Origin of the sequence: Streptomyces sp. NPDC051136 (assembly GCF_044455745.1) — a bacterium.
In the GTDB taxonomy this organism is placed as follows: Bacteria; Actinomycetota; Actinomycetes; order Streptomycetales; family Streptomycetaceae; genus Streptomyces.
On record NZ_JBITFE010000002.1, the window covers coordinates 37995 to 55995 of the forward strand.

The window sequence follows — 18001 nt, forward strand, 5'->3', positions numbered from 1 at the left end:
GCTCACCCGACCCGCGCCAGCACCTCGCCCGTCCGCCCGCTCCACGCCACCACCACCGCCTCCTCGGGCACCGGGTGCCAGCGGGTCAGCAGCAGCCAGCGGACGTGGTAGCGGCGGACGACGGCGGCGCGCTCGGCGCGGGTCGAGTCCGCCGCGAGGTACGCCCGGACGTCGGCCGCCCGCCGCCCGCGCACCCGCTCGTCCAGCGACGGGTCGGGCCAGGCGGGCGCCGCGAGGTCGGGGCCGTACCCGGCGATGGCGTGCCCGGCGTAGTAGCCGTCGGTGATCACGGCCTCGCCGGGGCCGATGTGCCGGGCCGCCCACGCGTACGCCGGCCAGTGGGGCGGCTGCTCGAAACCGACCGGGTCCAGGGCGCGCGGCACGACCGCCCCCGCGTGGACCGTGAGGAACCCCAGCAGGGCGCCGGCCGTCGCGGCCGAGCCCAGCGCCGCCCGCCACCGCGTCCACGGCCGGGGCGCCGCCAGCTCCACCGCCAGGGCGAACTGCGCCGGCACCAGCGTGAGGCCGAGGATCCGGCCGTAGGTGTAGTGGCCGCTGAACCAGCCGTACGCCACCACCGCGCAGTCCAGCGCGAACAGCAGCACCAGCGGGTCCCTCGGCGAGCGGCGTCCGCGTGCCCACAGGGCCGGCAGGCCGAGCAGTGCCAGCCAGAACTGCCCGGGCAGGTGGAGGTACAGAACCCGGTGCATCCCGTCCACGCTGTCGTCGCCCGCCAGCGCGAACACGTCGAAGTACGGCCAGCCGCCCGCCATCCCCGCCGCCACGGCCGCCGTCAGCGCCCACCGCCCCGCGACCGGCCCGCGCCACCCGTCCTGCCATCCGGCCACCAGCGCCACCGCGCCGAGCGCCGCCGCCACCGCGGTGATCGGGTGGACCAGCAGGATCAGGCCGTACAGGACGCCGAGGCCCGCGTACCCGGGCAGTCCGCGCAGTCCGCCCGGGCCCACGTACCGCACCCTGCGCCCGTCGCGCGCCCGTGCCCCGGTCAGCGCCCAGGCCCAGAAGGTGAGCCCGATCGCGAACGTCGACGGATAGCCGAGGTTGCCCGTCATCGACATCAGCCCGAGGTAGCCGCTCCACCAGGCCCGCTCGGTGCCCCACAGCAGCGTCATCGCGCCCAGTGCCAGCACCGGCGCCCACAGCCGCGGGCTCAGCACCCGGACGAAGCGGTTCAGGCCGGTCAGCAGTACCAGCAGGTTCAGCGGCCCGGCGAGCCGCACCACCTCCCAGCCGCCCAGCCCCGTCAGCCGGGCGAACACGCCCTGGGCCACCGCGTACGGCGAGTAGTACGCGCTGCCCGCACCCGGCAGGTCGGCCATCGGGTGACGCGGATGGAGGAGGTCGGCCTTGAGACGCTCGACGACGGCCGCGTGCTGACCGGCGTCGCAGCACAGCGGAACCGCCCAGTACGCCAGCGTCATCACGAGGAAGAAGCAGAAACCGGCCACCTGGAACGGGGTGGGGCGCCAGGTGCGGCCGCCGCGCAGCGCCGTCGCACCGCGCACGGGCCGCCGGACGAGGACGCCGGCGCTCACGGCACGGTGACGGGAAGGGGCATTCTGGACATTTGCCGTATGTTCCCGGTGGGGTCCCGCCCATGACCCCAAGTCACCTCAACGGGTGAGGCTCAGCCCGCTCGGCCCGCCGCGCCCGCTCGTTCCACCGCGCCCGCTCGTTCCACCGCGTCCGCTCAGCCCACCGCGTCCGCCCGCTCCGGCTGCCCCTGCGCGGGCAACGGCAGCCGGCCGCCCCGCACCACCGGCTCCAGCAGCAGCGGCACTCCCACCACCGGCAGCAGCCACGCCAGCACGATCAGCCGCTCGCCCCAGATGTTGATGTCCGGATGCGCGGCCTGGGTCAGGATCCCGGTGAACGCCGCCGCGACCAGGAAGACGCCGACCGCACCCCCGCGCCGCAGCGCGCCCCACGCCCCGGCGGCCAGCGCCGCCGCGAACAGCGGCTGCCAGGCCTGCCTGCGCAGCCACTCCACCCAGAAGTTGCCCTGCAACTGCCAGAACTCCGGCCACGGACGCGTCCGGTCGGGACGGGCGAAGTGGCCGGTGAGCAGGTCCTGGAGGCTGTCCGCCTCGGAGGGGTAGTCCAGCAGCGACGCCAGCAGCAGGGTGGCGGCCGCGCCGGCCAGTCCCACGGCCGCGAGCGCCTTCACCCCCCGCGGCACCGGGGTGCCCCGCCGCGGTCGCCGGCGGCCCCGCAGGACGATCAGCGCGCCCGCCGCCGCCAGGCCGAGGCCCAGGAACAGCGCCTGGGAGTGCTTGACCGTGAACAGGGCGAGCAGCGAACCGGCGACCACCGCGAGACCGGTCCGCGGCCGTCCCGCCCGCAGCACCAGCGCGCAGCCCCACACGGCCGCCAGCGTGAGCGCCATCAGCAGGCCCTCGGCCATCGGGCGCATCGCGGTCGTCCCGCACGGCAGCACGTAGTACAGCGCCTGCCCGGTCAGGGCGAGCGGTACCGGGGCCGCCAGGGTCCGCAGGACCAGGAAGACCAGGACCCCGCCCGCGCACGCGATGACGACCCCCGCCGCCCACAGGCCCCACGTCGCCCCGAAGGCCAGGACGAACGGCACCAGGAAAGCCGGGTAGCCCGGCCGTGCCTCGAAGATCCGCATGAAGCGCTCCGGCATGTACGGCACGGTGTGCCCGCCGGTCTGCCCGGCCGCCAGCCGCGGCCCCACCACCGCCCACTCCTGCGCACGGCAGGCCGCCACCACCTCGTCGGTGGGGTCGGGGCGGTGGAAGCGGACCACGTGCACGCTCTGGTCCCGCTTCGCGTGCTCCGCCCGGCTCGCGCACACGTAGTCGATGGTTGCGGTCGCCGCCGCGCGCTTGCCCTCACCGGTCAGGCTCAGCGCGTACGACAGGTAGTTCTTGGTGTCGGGGGTGTCCCGGCCGGTGACGTTCGCGAGCTGGAGCACGGCGAACACGGCGGCCAGGACCAGCACCCAGCTGCGGGGTCTCATGCGGAGGGCAGCAGGTCGCGTCCGGACGGGACGCCGCGGGCGCCCGGGACGCCGGAGGGCTCCGGCTCGGGCATCGCCTCGCCCAGCAGCAGCGTCCGCACCACCCGCTCGGCGGCCCGGCCGTCCTCGTACTCGCAGTACCGCGACCGGAAGGCCGCCCGCAGCCGGGCCGCCTCCTCGTCCCGCCATGCCCCGGAGGCCAGCAGCCACGCCAGCTCCCGGTAGCTGCGCGAGACGTGCCCGGGCGCCTCCTCGGTGATGTCGAAGTACGTGCCGCGCGTCGCCGTGTACGGGCCCCAGTCGTCGGCGTGGATCACGATCGGGCGGTCCAGCAGGGCGTAGTCGAACATCAGGGCGGAGTAGTCGGTGATCAGCAGGTCGGAGGCGAGCATCAGGTCCTCCACGTGCGGCTCGTCCGTCGCGTCGATCACCACGCCCCGCCGGTGCAGCTCCGCGAGACCCAGGCCGCGTGCCGGGCCGGTGGCGAGGGAGGGGTGCAGCCGGACCAGCAGGGTGTGGTCCGCGCCGAGGTCGGCGGCGAGCCCGGCCGGGTCGAGGCGCTCGACGAGCCCCCCGCGCCGGTACTCGCGGCGGGTCGGCGCGTACAGCACGACGGTGTGCCCGTCGGGGACGCCGAGCCGCTCGCGGACCCGGCGGCCGTCCTCGGGGCCGGCGTTCACCAGGACGTCGTTGCGCGGGCTGCCGGTGCGCGCGGACGTGAAGTGGCAGGGATAGGCCCGCTCCCACACGCGCTCCGCGTACCGGCCCGCGACCAGGCTGTGGTCCCAGCGGTCGGCCCGGCGCAGCATCTGCGGCACGTCGACGCCCAGCCGGGCGCCGGGCCTGCCCAGCAGGTCGACGCCCATGTACTTGAGCGGGGTGCCCTGGTGGGTGTGGATGTGGACGCTGCCGTCCCGCTTGGTCACGGTGCCGGGCCAGTTGACGTTGTTGACGAAGAACGCCGCCCGCTCGGTCGCCCGGCGGTAGGCGGCACTGCCCAGCACCACGTGCTCCGTGCCCGGCGGCACCAGGGCCGGGTCCGCCGCGCACTCCTCGTCCCGCACCACCCACACCCCGCGCAGGTGCGGGGCGAGTGCGCGGGCCGCGCGGTGGATCGCCGCGGGGTCGCCCATGACGCCCCGGTGGGAGAACGCCGAGTACACGACGAGGTCCGGGTCCAGGGAACGGCGGGGGAGCACGGCGGTCGCGGCCCGGCGTGCCCGCACACCCGCCGCGCCGCGCACCTGCCGCGTCCGGCGCTCCAGCTCCCGCGCCGCCCGCCCCGACTCCCGGCGCAACCGGTAGACGGCGTACGGCCCCTCCAGCACCCGCAGTTCGGCCGGGACCTGCGCGCCCTCGGGCCGGTGGGCGCGGAACATCCCGGCGGTGCGGTGGAAGAACTCGGCCCGGTCGGACGGCGGCAGCCGGTCCGGCTTGGACAGGATGTCCAGGCAGTGCTCGCCCATCTTGGCGTGCAGGAACGGCCGCCACCGCGCCGCCAGTTCCGGCCGGGCGTCGAGGAAGGCGAAGACCCGCTCGTACTGCGCGTGCACGTCGAAGTGCTTGCGGCTGGTGGTGGACAGGATGTTGCCCTGGCGGCGCTGCCGGTAGTTCAGGCAGATGCGGTCCAGCGCGGCGATCCGCTCCGCGCTGAACATGACCGGGAAGGTCCAGGGCGTGTCCTCGTAGTAGCCCGGCGGGAAGGCGAAGCCCTCCCGCTCGACGAAGTCGCGGCGGTAGACCTTGTTCCACACCACCATCAGCAGGTCGAGGATCTCGGGGTGCCCGGCCGCCGTGAACGTGCCGTCGCCCGCCTCGGCCAGCACCCGGGCGAGGGCGTTGCGCCGGGTGCCGCCCCACCAGTAGGTGCGCGCGTAGTCGAAGACCAGGACGTCCGGGTCCTGCGTCTCCGCGAGCCGGTCGGCCATGGCGTGCAGGGCGCCCGGGGTGAGGCTGTCGTCGCTGTCGAGGAAGAACAGGTAGTCGCCGGTGGCGTGCGGCATCCCGGCGTTGCGGGCCCGGCCGAGGCCGACGTTCTCCTCCAGGTGCAGCACCCGCACCCGGTCGTCGCGGGCCGCGTACTCGTCGAGGATCGCGCCGGAGCCGTCCGGCGAGCAGTCGTCGACGGCGATCACCTCGATGTCCCGGAAGGACTGGTCCAGGACCGAGTCGAGGCACTCGCGCAGGAAACCCTGCACCTTGAAGCAGGGGACGATGACGCTGAAGCGGGGCACGGGGTCAGCTCCTTACCAGGGTGGCGGCGGCGGGGGCCGGGACGCGCTGTGCGAGCGGGGTCACCGGCGGCAGCGCCTCGGGCGGCTCGCCGAGCAGCACCCGGCGCACGACGCGCTCGGCGGCCCGGCCGTCGTCGAACTCGCAGAACCGCTCCCGGAACGCCGCCCGCAGCGCCGCCGAACCGGCGTCCGCGTACGTGCCGTCGGCGAAGACGCGGGCCAGCTCCTGCGGCGTGCGCGCCACCGGTCCCGGCGGGGCCGCCATCAGGTCGAAGTAGACGCCGCGGGTCTCCCGGTAGACGTCCCAGTCGTCGGCGTACACGACGATCGGGCGGTCCAGGTTGGCGTAGTCGAACATGATCGACGAGTAGTCCGTGATCAGCGCGTCCGCGGCCAGGCACACGTCCTCCGAGGAGCGGTGCGCGGTCACGTCGATGACCCGGCCGGTGCGTTGCCGGCTGCCGCCGCGGTCGTGGAAGTAATGGGCGCGCGACAGCACCACCACGTTTTCGCCGGCCGCCTCGCAGAACGCCTCAAGGTCGAGGCCCGCCGTCTCGGAACCGGTCTCCCAGTCCCGGTGCGTGGGCGCGTACAGGACGGCCGTCTTCCCCTCCGGGACGCCCAGTTCGCGCCGGACCCGGGCCACGTCCTCGGCGGTCGCCGTCACGTAGACGTCGTTGCGCGGATAGCCGTACTCCAGGTGCTCGTAGGAGCCGGGGAAGGCCCGCTCCCACGTCCGGGTGGAGTGCCGGTTGGCGGACAGGTTGAAGTCCCAGCGGTCCACCCGGCCCAGGAGCTTGGTGAAGCTGCCGGTGGCCGCCGCCACCACCGGGTACGGCGACTGGTCCACACCCATCGTCTTCAGCGGCGTGCCGTGCTGCGTCTGCACGTGCACGCTGCCGGGGCGCTTGACGACGCCCTCGGCGAAGTTGGCGTTGTTCACCAGGTACGTGGCGCGGGCCAGTACCTCCCAGTAGCGCCGGCTGCCGATGACGGCGTGCTCGACGTCCTTCGGCACGGTGTGCGCCTGGTCCGGCTCGACCAGGAACACCGACCTGATGTGCGGGGCGAGTTCGCGGGCCTTGGCGTGGATCGCGGCCGGGTTGCAGGCGTAACCGCGGCCCCAGTAGGCGCAGTACACCGCCAGGCCGGGGTCGAGCGGACGGCGCAGGTGGCGGCGGTAGAGCAGGCGGGTGCGCAGCCCCCGGGGCCACGGCAGGCGGCGCAGGACACCGGTCACCGCGCGGTTGGCGGCGCGCAGGGCGCGGAAGCCGGTGTACGAGCCCGCCGCCAGCAGCCGGTGCTGCACGCCGAGCCGTCCGCCCGGTGGCCGGAAGCCCGCGGGCCGGTGGCGCCGGTACAGCCGGCTCGCCCGGCGGTAGAAGGCGCGCCGCTCGCGGCGGGTCAGTCGCCGGGGGTGGACGGCCGTCTTCAGGACCGCCGCGAAGAGCTGCTCGAACAGCGGGCCGTACCGCTCGGCCGGCAGACCGCGCTCGGCGGCGTACACGAGCGCCGACTCGGTCTGGTCGAGCAGGTCCGCGTGATGCCCGCCGGGCAGGTTCAGCCGGTTGCCCTGGCGCCGCACCCGGTGCCGCACGACCACGGAGCGCAGGACCGCCACGCGCTCCGCGCGCACCGCGACCCGGGCGCCGAAGCCGAGGTCCGTGAAGTGCCCGTCGGGGAAGTCGAGCCCGCGCTCGGTGAGGAAGGTACGGCGGTGGACCGCGCTCCACGCGGGCAGGTGCACGCCGGACAGCTGCGGGGCGCGGTCGGGGGTGAAGGCGCCGCCCGGGGCCTTGGCCAGCAGCGGGGCGGCCGGGTTGGTGGTCTCGCCCTCCCACCAGGGCACGCGCTCGTACTCGAAGTGGAGGACGTCGACGCCGCCGGTGTCCGCAAGGCGTGCGTCCAGCGCCGCCAGCGCCCCCGGCACCAGGACGTCGTCACCGTCGAGGAACAGCAGGTACGCGCCGGTCGCCGCCCGCATCCCGGCGTTGCGCGCCCCGGCGAGACCGGCGGACGGCGGCGAGTGCACCGGCGTCACCCGGGAGTCCCGCCCGGCGTGCTCACCGGCGACGTCCGCCGCGGCGGAGTCCGGGCCGTCGCAGACCGGGATCAGCTCGAAGTCGCCGAAGGACTGGCCGAGGACCGAGTCCAGTGCCTGGGAGAGCCGCCCCGCGACCCCATGGGACGGGACGATGATGCTGAAGCGGGGCATGCTGCTCTTTCTCTCGTGATCCTGGTCCGACGCGCCCCGGACCGGTCCGTCCCGGTCCGGCGGGAGTCCCCTGCGTGCCGCGCCCTCGGCCCGGCCGTCCCGCGGGCCGCCACGTGGGTGGCCGGGTCGGGGTGGGCCGCGACGAACTGCGGGGCATGGGAACTCCCGGAGGACCAACGGTGGTCAGAGGCTCTCGGTGACGGTGCGGGGCCCCGCGGGTTGCGGCACCGTGGTCAGCGGAGGACGCGCGAGGGCCGCGGCGGCGGAGGGCGCGGGGCGGCGCTCGGCGAGCGGCACGACCGGCGGCAGTCCGCTCTCGCCCAGGACGACGCGGCGTACCACGCGGTCCGCGGCCCGGCCGTCGTCGTACGGGCAGAACCGCTCGCGGAAGGCGGCCCGCAGCCGGGCGGTCCGGGTGCCGTGCCAGTCGCCGCTCGCGAACACGCCGATCAGCTCGTCCTCGTCCCGCGCGATCGCTCCCGGCGGGAAGGAACGCAGGTCGACGTAGGTGCCGCGGACCGCCTCGAACGCCTCCGGCTCGTCGGCGTGCAGCACGACCGGGCGGTCCAGGCCCGCGTAGTCGAACATCAGGGACGAGTAGTCGGTGACCAGTACGTCCGACGCCAGGCAGAGCGACTCCACGTGCGGGTGGTCGCTCACGTCCAGCACCCGGCCGCCCGACGCGGTGAGCGGCCCGCCGTGGCCTGGGTGGGCGCGGGCCAGCACCATGAAGCGCGGACCGAGGCGGCGCACGACGCGGTCCAGGTCCAGGGCGGCGCGCTGGGTGCGCCGGTAGTCGCGGTGGGTGGGCGCGTACAGGATCGCGACCGTGCCCTCGGGGATGCCGAGCGTCTCGCGCAGCCGGGTCACGTCCGCCGCCGTCGCCCGCTGGAGGACGTCGGTGCGCGGCTGGCCGCACTCCAGGGCGGTCCAGCCGCCGGGGTGCACGCGTTCCCAGGTCAGGGTGGAGTGACGGTTGGCCGAGACCACGTAGTCCCAGGTGCCGGCCTCGCGCAGCAGCCGGGCGAAGTCGGTGCCGCGCCCGACGGCCGGGCGCTCCCGGAGGTCCAGGCCCATGTGCTTGAGCGGCGTCCCGGCCTGCGTCTGGACCAGGACCTGGCCCCGGCGCCTGACCAGCCCGGCGGCGAAGGCCGCGTCGCACACCAGGTAGCGGGAGCGGGCCAGAGCCGTCCAGTGCGCGGCCGTGCCGGCGGCCAGCCGGCGGGTACCGGGCGGGACGGTGTGGTGGTGCACGGGGTCGGCGGCCCACGCCGTGCGCACGTGCGGCGCGAGACGGCGGAACGCCTCCTCCAGCGCGCCCGGATCGCGCCCGTACCCCCGGTTCCCCTCGACGGCGAAGACGGCGCGGTCGGCGCGGAGCGGGAGGCAGCGCTGGACGCGGTAGTGCAGGCGCAGGGCGCGGGACCGGGCGGCGCCCAGCAGACCCGCGCCCGCCCGCGCCGTACGGCGGTGCAGGGCCGACGCCAGGCGCAGGGCTCCGTAGGTGCGGCGCAGGCCGAGGCGGAGCAGGGCGTGGCGGAGGCGGACGGGCAGCGGGGCGGGAGCGCCGGGGACCCGGTAGCGGCGGCAGTGGACGCGGGCCCGGCGCAGGAACTCGGCGCGCAGGGCGCGCGGGAGGCGGTCGGGGCGGGTGTACACCGTCGTCAGGTGGTCGGCCATGCGGCGGTACAGCAGCGGCCGCCAGCGGATCAGTTCCGGCCGCGCCTCGGGGCGCGTCTCCATGCGCGAGCTGAGGAAGGCGAAGACGCGGTCGTACTGCGTGAACACGTCCAGGTGCCGCGCGCTCGGCGTGCCGAGGATGCTGCCCCGCAGGCGCTGACGGTAGTGCACGCAGACCCGGTCCAGGGTGGCGACGGACCCCGCCGTCATCAGGACCGGGTACGTCCACGGCGTGTCCTCGTAGTACCCCGGCGGGAAGACGAGGCCCTCGCGCTCGGCGAACTCCCGTCGCACCGCCTTGTTCCAGGCCACCATCAGCAGTTTCAGCAGCCCCGGCCGGTCGGCGAGCCGGAACGGCGCCGGGCCCTGCTCGGTGAGGTGCGCGGCGGCCTGGTTGCGGACCGTCTCGCCGGTCCAGTACGTACGCGCGTAGTCGTAGACCAGGACGTCCGGCTCGCCGGTCTCCTTGATCCGGTCGGCGATGCTCCGCAGGGCGTGCGGGGTGAGGGTGTCGTCGCCGTCGAGGAAGACCAGGTAGTCGCCGCACGCCCGCTCCATCCCGGCGTTGCGGGCGGGGCCCAGGCCCTCGTTGCGCGGCAGGCGGACGACGCGTACGCGCGGGTCGAGGGCGGCGAACTCGTCGGCGATCGCGCCGCAGGCGTCCGGCGAGCAGTCGTCGACCACGATCACCTCGAAGTCCGGGTACGACTGGGCCAGCACCGACTCCAGGCACGCGTGCAGATACGCCTGCACCTGGTACGCGGGGACGATGACACTGAACCGGGGCACGGGGACATCCATGGGTCGGCGGGATCGGTGCGGGCTTCTGCCCGGCAACGGCCGCCGGAGCGACTTGGTTACGGCCCCCGGGGCATTCGGGGGACGTTGTGCCCGTACGGATGAGGGGGCGGACCGGTGACCGGTCCGCCCCCTCAAGGGTGGTGCGGGGTCGGCTACTTGACGGCGCCCGCCATCACGCCGGAGACGAACTGCCGCTGGAACGCGAAGAACACGGCCAGCGGGATCACCATGGAGATGAACGCCCCCGGGGCCAGCACGTCGATGTTGTTGCCGAACTGCCGTACCTGGGTCTGCAGGGCGACCGTGATCGGCTGGCTGTCGGAGTCCGAGAAGATCAGCGCGACCAGCATGTCGTTCCACACCCACAGGAACTGGAAGATGCCCAGGCTCGCGATCGCGGGCCCGCCGAGCGGCATCACCACCCGCGCGAACAGCCGCAGTTCGCCCGCCCCGTCCAGGCGTGCCGCCTCCAGCAGCTCCCTCGGGATCTCCGCGAAGAAGTTCCGCAGCAGGAACACCGCGAAGGGCAGGCCGAAGCCGACGTGGAAGAGGATCACGCCGAGCATCGAACCGAACAGGCCGATCTTGCCGAAGAGTTCGGCGATCGGGATCAGGGCCACCTGCACGGGCACGACGAGCAGCCCGACCACCGCCAGGAACCACCAGTCGCGGCCCGGGAAGTCCATCCACGCGAAGGCGTATCCGGCCAGTGCGCCGATGACCACGACCAGGACGGTCGCGGGGACGGTGATCAGCGCGGTGTTGAGCAGCGAGGAGGTGATGTCGCCGTTCTTCAGCAGCTCCTCGTAGCTCTGGAAGGTCAGCTGGGACGGTTCGGTGAAGACCTTCCACCAGCCGCTCGCCGCCATGTCCTGGGGGGTGCGCAGCGAGGACAGCAGCAGCCCGATCGTCGGGACCAGCCAGAACAGGGCCACCACGGTCAGGAACACCCGGACCAGCCCGCCGCTGAGGGCCTCGACGAGCCGGGACCCGAGCGACTGCCTCGCCTTCACGGTCCCGCCGGGTGCCTCGGCGGCGGTCCCGCTGCCGGTTCCGGTTCCCGTGAGGGAACCCGCGTCCGCGGTCATCGCCGCACCTCCCGCCGAAGTCGCCGTACGTTGAACCACATCACCGGGATGACCAGGAGCAGCAGGAACACCGCGATGGCGCTGGCGACGCCCGGCTGGTCGGAGGCGAAGCCCTTGCGGTACAGCTCCAGGGCGAGCACGTTCGCGTCGTCCTGGGAGGAGCCCGGAGCGATGATGAAGACCAGGTCGAAGACCTTCAGGACGTTGATCATCAGGGTGACGACCACGACCGCGAGGACCGGCGCGAGCAGCGGCACCGTGACCCGCCGGAAGACCTGCCACTCGTTGGCGCCGTCCACCCGGGCGGCTTCGAGCAGCTCCCGGGGCACCCCGGCCAGGCCCGCCGCGATCAGCACCATCGCGAAGCCCGCCCACATCCATACGTACGATCCGATGATCGCCGGAGTGACGAGGGAGGGGCCGAGCCAGTTCAGGCCGTTGTACGGTTCCTTGAAGTTGTCGGCGGGCAGCCTGAGCAGTGCCCCGTCGGCCGCCGCGGGCAGGGTGAACGTGCCGTCCCCGGCCGCCGTGGCCGTCGCGACGACCTCGCCGTCCTTGACCGCCTCGATCTTCATCCCGGCGTAGCCCAGCTCGGCCGCGTCGACGCCGCCGAGCTTGCCGACGCCCTTGCCCCGGGTGAAGTCCTGCCAGGTGGTGCCGGTGACCTCGTCGTCCGCGGGCTCGGGCACCGCGGCCTTCTTCGCGTCGTCGGGCATCAGGTCGGGGGCGACGCCGACGAGGGGCAGGACGACGGGGGTGCCCGCGCGGACCGGCTGCTTCGTGACGAACGCGCCCCCGCCGGCGGGCTTCAGCGGCGAGTCGCGGCCCGGGTGCGCCTTCGGGAACGCGGACGACTCGGCGAACGTGTCGTGCACGCCGACCCACACCGCGTTGGCGACGCCCTTGTCCGGGTCCTGGTCGTACACCAGGCGGAAGATGATGCCGGCCGCGAGCATCGAGATCGCCATCGGCATGAAGACGACCAGCTTGAACGCCGTGCCCCAGCGGATGCGTTCGGTCAGCACCGCGAAGATCAGACCGAGCGCGGTGGCGACCGTCGGCGCGAACACCACCCAGATGATGTTGTTCTTCAGGGCGGTGCGGATGCCGTCGTCGGTGAACAGCGTCTGGTAGTTGTCGAACCCGGCGAAGGAGTCGCCGGACTGGTCGTAGAAGCTGCGGATCAGCGAGTACCCGATCGGGTAGACCACGAGCGCGCCGAGCAGCACCAGGGCGGGCAGCAGGAACAGCGCCGCCACGGACCTGCGGGTGCCCGTCACGCTCTTGCGCGACTCGGGTGACTGGGGGGCGGCGGTGCCCCGCGGGGTCTTGGCCGCCGTGGCCGACGTCATCGCGTCAGCCCCCGTAGGCGGCGGCCGCGTCCGCCTCCAGCTTCGCCTGGGCGCCCGCGATGTCCTTCGGGTTCTTCAGGAAGTCCTGCAACGTCTTCCACTCGCCCTTGCCGGGGGTGCCGCCGAAGGCCTGCGGGGCCTGGTCGGACATGTCGAAGCGGAAGTCGTCGCCGGCCGCGACCAGCGCCTCGGCGATCTTCTTCTGCACCTCGTTCGGATACACCGAGGAGTCGATGCTCTTGTTGGGCGAGAGGAACCCGCCGAGCTTCGCCTGGATCCCCGCCGCGTCGGGCGAGGCCAGCCAGGTGGCCAGCGCCTGCGCCGCCTTCGAGTCCTTGAAGACCACGGCCGCGTCGCCGCCGGACACCACCGGCGCGGTGTCGCCCACGGCCGGGAACGGGAACACCTTCGCGTCGGAGCCGACCTTCGCCTTCGTCTCACCGATGTTGACCTGGACGAAGTCGCCCTCGTAGACCATGCCCGCCTTGGGCTGGTCACCGCCGGTGAAGGTCTGCGTCACCGAGGCCGGGAACTCCGTCTGGAGGGCGCCGGACGCGCCGCCCGCGACGAAGTCCTTCTTGCCCCAGATCTGCGCGAGGGTGGTCAGGGCCTCCTTCACGGACGGGTCCGTCCACTTGATCTCGTGCCGGGCGAGCTGGTCGTACTTCTCCGGGCCCGCCTGCGACAGGTAGACGTTCTCGAACCAGTCGGTGAGCGTCCAGCCGTCCGCGCCGCCCACGGAGAACGGGGCGACGCCGGAGTCGTAGATCATCTGGGCCGTGTCGAGCAGCTCGTCCCAGGTCTTGGGCTCGGCGGCGCCCGCGTTCTCGAAGACCTGCGCGTTGTACCAGATCAACGACTTGTTGGCGGCCTTGTAGTACACGCCGTACTGCTTGCCGTCGACCTTGCCTATGTCCTGCCAGCCCTGCGAGTAGTTCTCGCCGAGCTCCTTCGTCGCCTCGGCGCCCAGCGGCTTGGCCCAGCCCTTGTCGACGGCCTGCTTGATGGCGCCGGGCTGCGGAAGCATCGCCACGTCCGGCGGGGCGCCGCCCGCGATCTTCGAACCGAGGAAGTTGATGATCGGGTCCTGGGCGGGCACGAAGGTCACCTTGGCGCCCGTGCGCTTCTCGAACTCCGCGAGGACCTTCTTGAAGTTCTCCTGCTCGGTGCCCGTCCAGACGGCGGCGACCTCCAGGCTCTCGCCGTCCAGCTTCGGGAGGGTGACGGAGGAGGCCGGTGTCTTGTCGCCGCCCTTGTCGCCCTTGTCGCCGCCGCCGTTGTCGTCATCGCCGCCGCCGCACGCGGTGAGCGAGAGCGCGAGCGCTCCCGCGGCGAGGGCGGCGGCCGTCCTGGTGGTCCTCTTGACGCTTCCGCGTGTCCGGATGGTGCTGCTCGTGCGCATTACTGCCCCGTTCTTCGTTCCTCGTCGAACGCTCGGCGCTCTCCCGTGCGCTCTGGTGTACGCCAGGGGGGTGAGGGCGGCAAGGGCGCGTCCGTGGTCGACGGGGGGATCGTGACCGCGTCGTGACCGTGATCGGAAACCCGGCGCGGGAGCGGGCGTCCCGAGGGCTGCCGCGCCGGGTCCCGCCGAGACCCGGGGCGGCTTCGGCCCCGGGCGCCGGACGGGCCGGGGCGCGCGGTCCGGCGTCAGAGGAGCGACGGGACCTCGGCCGCCGAGACCTCCCGGGCCGCCCGCTCCAGGGCGCTGGCCAGCAGGGCCAAGTCGGTCGGCCCGTTGCCCAGTTCGCGGACCGGGCGGCGGGTGGGCGGGTCGCCCATGCGGTGCCACTCCAGAGCGACCACCGTGGGGCGCTGGGTCGCCGTGCGGGGGATGCGGCCGGTGACCCGGCCGCCCTGGAAGGCCACGGTGCGGCCGTCCGGGTGGGTCAACCGCCCCCGGCCCGGCGCCGGTTCGTCCGGCCCGGGCACGGGCGCGTCCAGGGTGACGCGCAGGGTCGCGCGCAGGGCGGGTCCGGTGCGGTCCGTACGTCCCCCGGGGGCGGTGGCGGCGACCAGGTGGACGCCGAGCCGCTCGCCCTCCCGCGCGACGGCCTCCAGCGCCCGCACGACCGACCCCGCCGCGGGCCGCCCGGGGGAGCCGAGCGGGGGAGCGACGAGGGCGTCGAGGTCGTCCACGACGACGACCAGACGGGGGAGGGGCGGGACAGGCCCCGTGCGGCGCTTGGCGGCGGGCCGCAGCCGCAGGGTGGAGCTGGGCGGGGACTCGACGTCCCCGGAGTCGCCGACCTGCGCGGGCGCCGCCGTCGTCGGGGTGCGCTGGGCGACGAGCCGGCCCGACACCTCGCGGCCGGTGTGCCACTCGGCGAAGTCCGACCGCCCGAGCAGCTCGGCACGGCGCTTCAGCTCGGCGCTCAGAGACTGGGCGAACTCCCGCATCCGCACCGGGTCGTTGGCGGTGAGGTGGGTAGTGACGTGCGGGACGTCCGTGCACACGCGCAGGCCCTCGCCGTGGGCGCCGCCCGCGCTCACGCTGTCGCGGCCGTCCATGAGGACGACACCGAGCCGGTCGGGGCGCTCGGCCGAGGCGAGCGAGGCGACCAGCGCCCGCAGCAGCTCGGTGCGGCCGCTGCCGGGCGGGCCCTCGACCAGCAGGTGCGGTCCCTCGACGGCCAGGTCGACCAGGACGGGGCCGCGCGGTCCGGCGCCCAGCACCGCCTGCGCGCGTCCCCCGAGGGACTCCGTGTCGTCGGCCGCGGCGGCCCAACGGGCCATCAGCGAGGCCGGGGTGGCGCGGGCCAGGCCCAGCTCGTCGAGGAGCCGGGCCGCCTGGGGGAGGGGCGCGGACACGCGCGCGTGGTGCTCGCCGCCGGTGCCGGCGGCGTCGGTGCGCAGGGGGGCCAGGGCGCGCGCGAACCGCTCGGCCCAGGCCGGGGAGACGGCGTCCACCGTGCCGAGGGTGCCGTGACGGACCGGCCCGGCGGGTGCGGCCGGGGCGCCCGGGCCCGGATGCGCGGCCGTGCGGGCGACGCGCACCAGCCGCAGGGTCGTCGCCACGTCGCCGCTGAGCAGCGCCACGGCACCGCACTCCCGGAACACCGGTGACACCGCGCAGGCCGCCTCGTACGTCCGGGTCACCGGGGAGGAGGGGGAGGCGGCGGCGGTCTCGGCGAGGCACACGACGTGGACACCGGCCCGGGGCCCCTCCAGGGCCAGCCGGGCCACCGCCTCGCGCACGTCGGCACCGCCGGGGTCCCCGTCCACGACGAGCACGGTCCAGGGCCCGGTGAAGCCGCCGGTGAGGTCGGTCCCGTCGCCGCTCCCGTCGTCGGCGCGGGCCCAGGAGGGCTGCGGCCGGACGGCCCCGGTGGCGGGGGCCGCGGTGGAGGGGGCCGCGGTGGTCGCGTCCGCGTCCTCCTGGCGGGCGGCGGGCCGGTTCTCGTCGGCGAGGCGGTCGTCCAGGCGGCGGAGGAGCTCGGTGGCGCGGGCCGTGGCCTGCTCGCGGTCGTGGGCCAGCAGCAGGCGGCAGTCCTGGCCGTGTCCCGGGCGCACCTGCGGCAGCCAGCCGAGCCAGGACCACTCGGCGCTGCGCTCGGCGAGCGGCCGGGAACGGTCCGCGCTGATCAGCACGATCTCCAGGGTGTCGGCCGAGTGCAGCGCCGCGAGCTGCGCCAGCACCGAGCGGGCCAGCCCGGCCAGACGCTCCCGCGGGCCGGCGAGGCCGAGTGCGCCGACCTCGCGCAGATCGGCCGTCACCGGCACCGCGGGCAGCGGGGCGGCACCGCCCGGCGCCACCCGGTCGGCCGTGCCGAGCCGCACGGTGAGCGCCTCCGGGTGGCCCGGGCCGCGCTCCCACAGCCGCGGCCCCGGTCCCAGCGCCGTCAGCAGCAGCGAGGCGGGGTCCGGCCAGGTCTCCCGGGCGCCCGGGGCACCGGACGGAGCCGCCGGGGCCGGTCCGGGTGCCGCCTCGTCGTGCGCGGGACCGCCGGACGCGGTGGCCTCCGGGGCGCTCGCGCGCCCGCCGGTCAGCCGTCGCGCCCACGCGCCTATCCCACCGCGCCTGCGCGCTTCCTGCGGCACGTCGGCACCCGGGAGAGGGGCCCCTTCGCGGGCGGTGCGCGCACCCGCGGCGGTGTCGCCGCCGCGTCCGGTGCCGGTCTCCCGGCCGGTGCGGTCGTCCGGGCCGGAGCCGTCCCCCCGGCCGCCCGCTCCGGAGGGGCCGCCGGTGCCGCCGTACGCGCCTGCGTCCGGCCCGTACGCCGCCGGTGCGGGAGACCCGACGCCGTACGCCGCCGGTGCGGGAGACCCAACGCCGGGCGCGCCCGCGTCGCGGGTGCCGCTTCCGTACCCGTCCGCGTCGCGGGTGCCGCTTCCGTACCCGTCCGTGTCGTGTCCGTCGGTTCCGTACGCTCCCGGCGCCGCAGAGCCCGGGCCGTACCCGCCCGCTCCCGGGGCCCCGGCCGGGTACGGCCCCGTGCCCCGCGCGCCGCCGTGCGTCTCGCCCCCGGCGGGGGTCTGCCGGGGCAGGCCCGCCGTGGGGCCGGTGCCGTGGCTCTCGATGCGGGGGGCGCCGCCCTGCCCGGGGACGTGCGTCGGCGCCGCGGACGGCCCGCCCGCGGTGTAACGGGAGGAGCCGTACGCGTGGTGCGTCCGGTCGTCGGCCGCGGACCTCCCGTCGGTCCCGTCGGGCGCCGGTGCGCGTCCTGGCGCTCCGGCCGGTCCGTGCGCGGACGCGGGTCCCGGGTGCGCGCTCCGCGCGCGGGAGCGGCCGTCCCCGTCGCGCACCTGCCCCTCCGACCCGTCCGCCACGCGCGTGTGGGCCCCCGCGTCGCCGTCCCCGTCCGCCGCTGCGGCCGTCCGGAGCCCGGACAGCCGTACGTGTCCCTCCCCGTCCGGCGTCGTCGCGACCCGTACCTCCGCCGCCGGGGGCACCGGCACCAGCCGCAGCGCCGACTCGCCGATCCGCAGCAGCGCGCCCGGCGCGAAACGGACCGGGCGACCGCCCACGCGGGTGCCGTCCAGGGTGGTGCCGTTGGTGGAGCCCAGGTCGGCGACCGACACGCGGGCGTCGGGACCGACGGTCACGGCGCAGTGCATGCGGGAGACGTCCGGGTCGTCGAGCGCGACGTCGGCGTCGGCGGAGCGCCCGAGCCTGATCTGGCCGCCGTGCAGCAGGTGGACGCCGCCCGCGTCGGGACCCGCGACCACGTGGAGCTGGGCGGGGACGTCGGCCGGCTCGGCGTGCGGGTCGGGCTCGCCGGGGGCGCCCAGGCAGAGCACGGCGCCGTCGATCAGCGGAGGCTCGCCCAGGGTGCTGCGCTGGGCGTCGAGGCGCTGGGCACCCGCGTACAGCACCACCTGACCGGTGCCCGGGGCCTCGCCGGGGAGCGTGGCGGCCAGCGCCGGGGCGACCGCGGCCAGGGCGGTGCCGGCCGGTGCGGTGACGAGTACGTCACACCGTGCGGCGCGGCCCCCCGCCGGAGCGGCGGACGCGGCCGGGGCAGCCGAAGCATGCGGGCCCAGCGGGTCTACGACGGTCAGCCGGATCTGCATCGCCGTAAGCGGTCCCTTCGCGCGGGCGCCCAGGCGCCGGGACGGAAGCCGCCACCATGGTCCCCCACCGCGGACTTCCCCCACCGTCACACGAGCACGTCGGCCAGTACTGCACGCAT

At 75.3% G+C, this 18001-nt stretch carries 9 protein-coding genes; all 9 read right to left on the reverse strand.

Going from position 1 to position 18001, the window contains the following annotated elements:
* Positions 1 to 2 precede the first annotated feature (2 nt).
* Positions 3 to 1556, reverse strand: coding sequence for a hypothetical protein (locus ACIBCJ_RS05735; RefSeq protein WP_365978947.1), 1554 nt, complete (start codon positions 1554 to 1556; stop codon positions 3 to 5).
* 155 nt (positions 1557 to 1711) lie between these two features.
* On the reverse strand, positions 1712 to 3001 hold the full coding sequence (locus ACIBCJ_RS05740; protein WP_365978948.1) for a hypothetical protein: 1290 nt from the start codon (positions 2999 to 3001) through the stop codon (positions 1712 to 1714).
* Positions 2998 to 5235 (reverse strand): CDP-glycerol glycerophosphotransferase family protein, encoded by a 2238-nt coding sequence (locus ACIBCJ_RS05745; protein WP_365978949.1) that lies wholly within the window; start codon positions 5233 to 5235, stop codon positions 2998 to 3000. Before ACIBCJ_RS05745 ends, ACIBCJ_RS05740 begins: the two co-directional genes overlap by 4 nt.
* A gap of 4 nt (positions 5236 to 5239) precedes the next feature.
* The gene (locus tag ACIBCJ_RS05750) at positions 5240 to 7450 is read right to left on the reverse strand and encodes a CDP-glycerol glycerophosphotransferase family protein (protein ID WP_365978950.1); all 2211 of its coding nucleotides are present in this window, start codon (positions 7448 to 7450) and stop codon (positions 5240 to 5242) included.
* A gap of 183 nt (positions 7451 to 7633) precedes the next feature.
* On the reverse strand, positions 7634 to 9919 hold the full coding sequence (locus ACIBCJ_RS05755) for a bifunctional glycosyltransferase family 2 protein/CDP-glycerol:glycerophosphate glycerophosphotransferase (protein WP_365978951.1): 2286 nt from the start codon (positions 9917 to 9919) through the stop codon (positions 7634 to 7636).
* A gap of 164 nt (positions 9920 to 10083) precedes the next feature.
* Positions 10084 to 11019 (reverse strand): carbohydrate ABC transporter permease, encoded by a 936-nt coding sequence (locus tag ACIBCJ_RS05760; protein ID WP_362506929.1) that lies wholly within the window; start codon positions 11017 to 11019, stop codon positions 10084 to 10086.
* Complete coding sequence (locus ACIBCJ_RS05765; protein ID WP_365979268.1) at positions 11016 to 12299, reverse strand: sugar ABC transporter permease; 1284 nt, start codon at positions 12297 to 12299, stop codon at positions 11016 to 11018. Before ACIBCJ_RS05765 ends, ACIBCJ_RS05760 begins: the two co-directional genes overlap by 4 nt.
* A gap of 76 nt (positions 12300 to 12375) precedes the next feature.
* A complete protein-coding gene (locus ACIBCJ_RS05770; RefSeq protein WP_362094245.1) occupies positions 12376 to 13773 on the reverse strand; it encodes an ABC transporter substrate-binding protein in 1398 nt (465 codons plus the stop codon).
* A gap of 245 nt (positions 13774 to 14018) precedes the next feature.
* Positions 14019 to 17882, reverse strand: coding sequence for an FHA domain-containing protein (locus tag ACIBCJ_RS05775; protein ID WP_365978952.1), 3864 nt, complete (start codon positions 17880 to 17882; stop codon positions 14019 to 14021).
* Between the last annotated feature and the right edge of the window lie 119 nt (positions 17883 to 18001).

What these genes read in the sequence shown, in the direction of transcription:
- ACIBCJ_RS05740 (WP_365978948.1), bottom strand. Translation starts at nt 3,001, where the DNA reads ATGAGACCCCGCAGCTGGGTGCTGGTCCTGGCCGCCGTGTTCGCCGTG.
- ACIBCJ_RS05750 (WP_365978950.1), bottom strand. Translation starts at nt 7,450, where the DNA reads ATGCCCCGCTTCAGCATCATCGTCCCGTCCCATGGGGTCGCGGGGCGG.
- ACIBCJ_RS05760 (WP_362506929.1), bottom strand. Translation starts at nt 11,019, where the DNA reads ATGACCGCGGACGCGGGTTCCCTCACGGGAACCGGAACCGGCAGCGGG.
- ACIBCJ_RS05770 (WP_362094245.1), bottom strand. Translation starts at nt 13,773, where the DNA reads ATGCGCACGAGCAGCACCATCCGGACACGCGGAAGCGTCAAGAGGACC.
- ACIBCJ_RS05775 (WP_365978952.1), bottom strand. Translation starts at nt 17,882, where the DNA reads ATGCAGATCCGGCTGACCGTCGTAGACCCGCTGGGCCCGCATGCTTCG.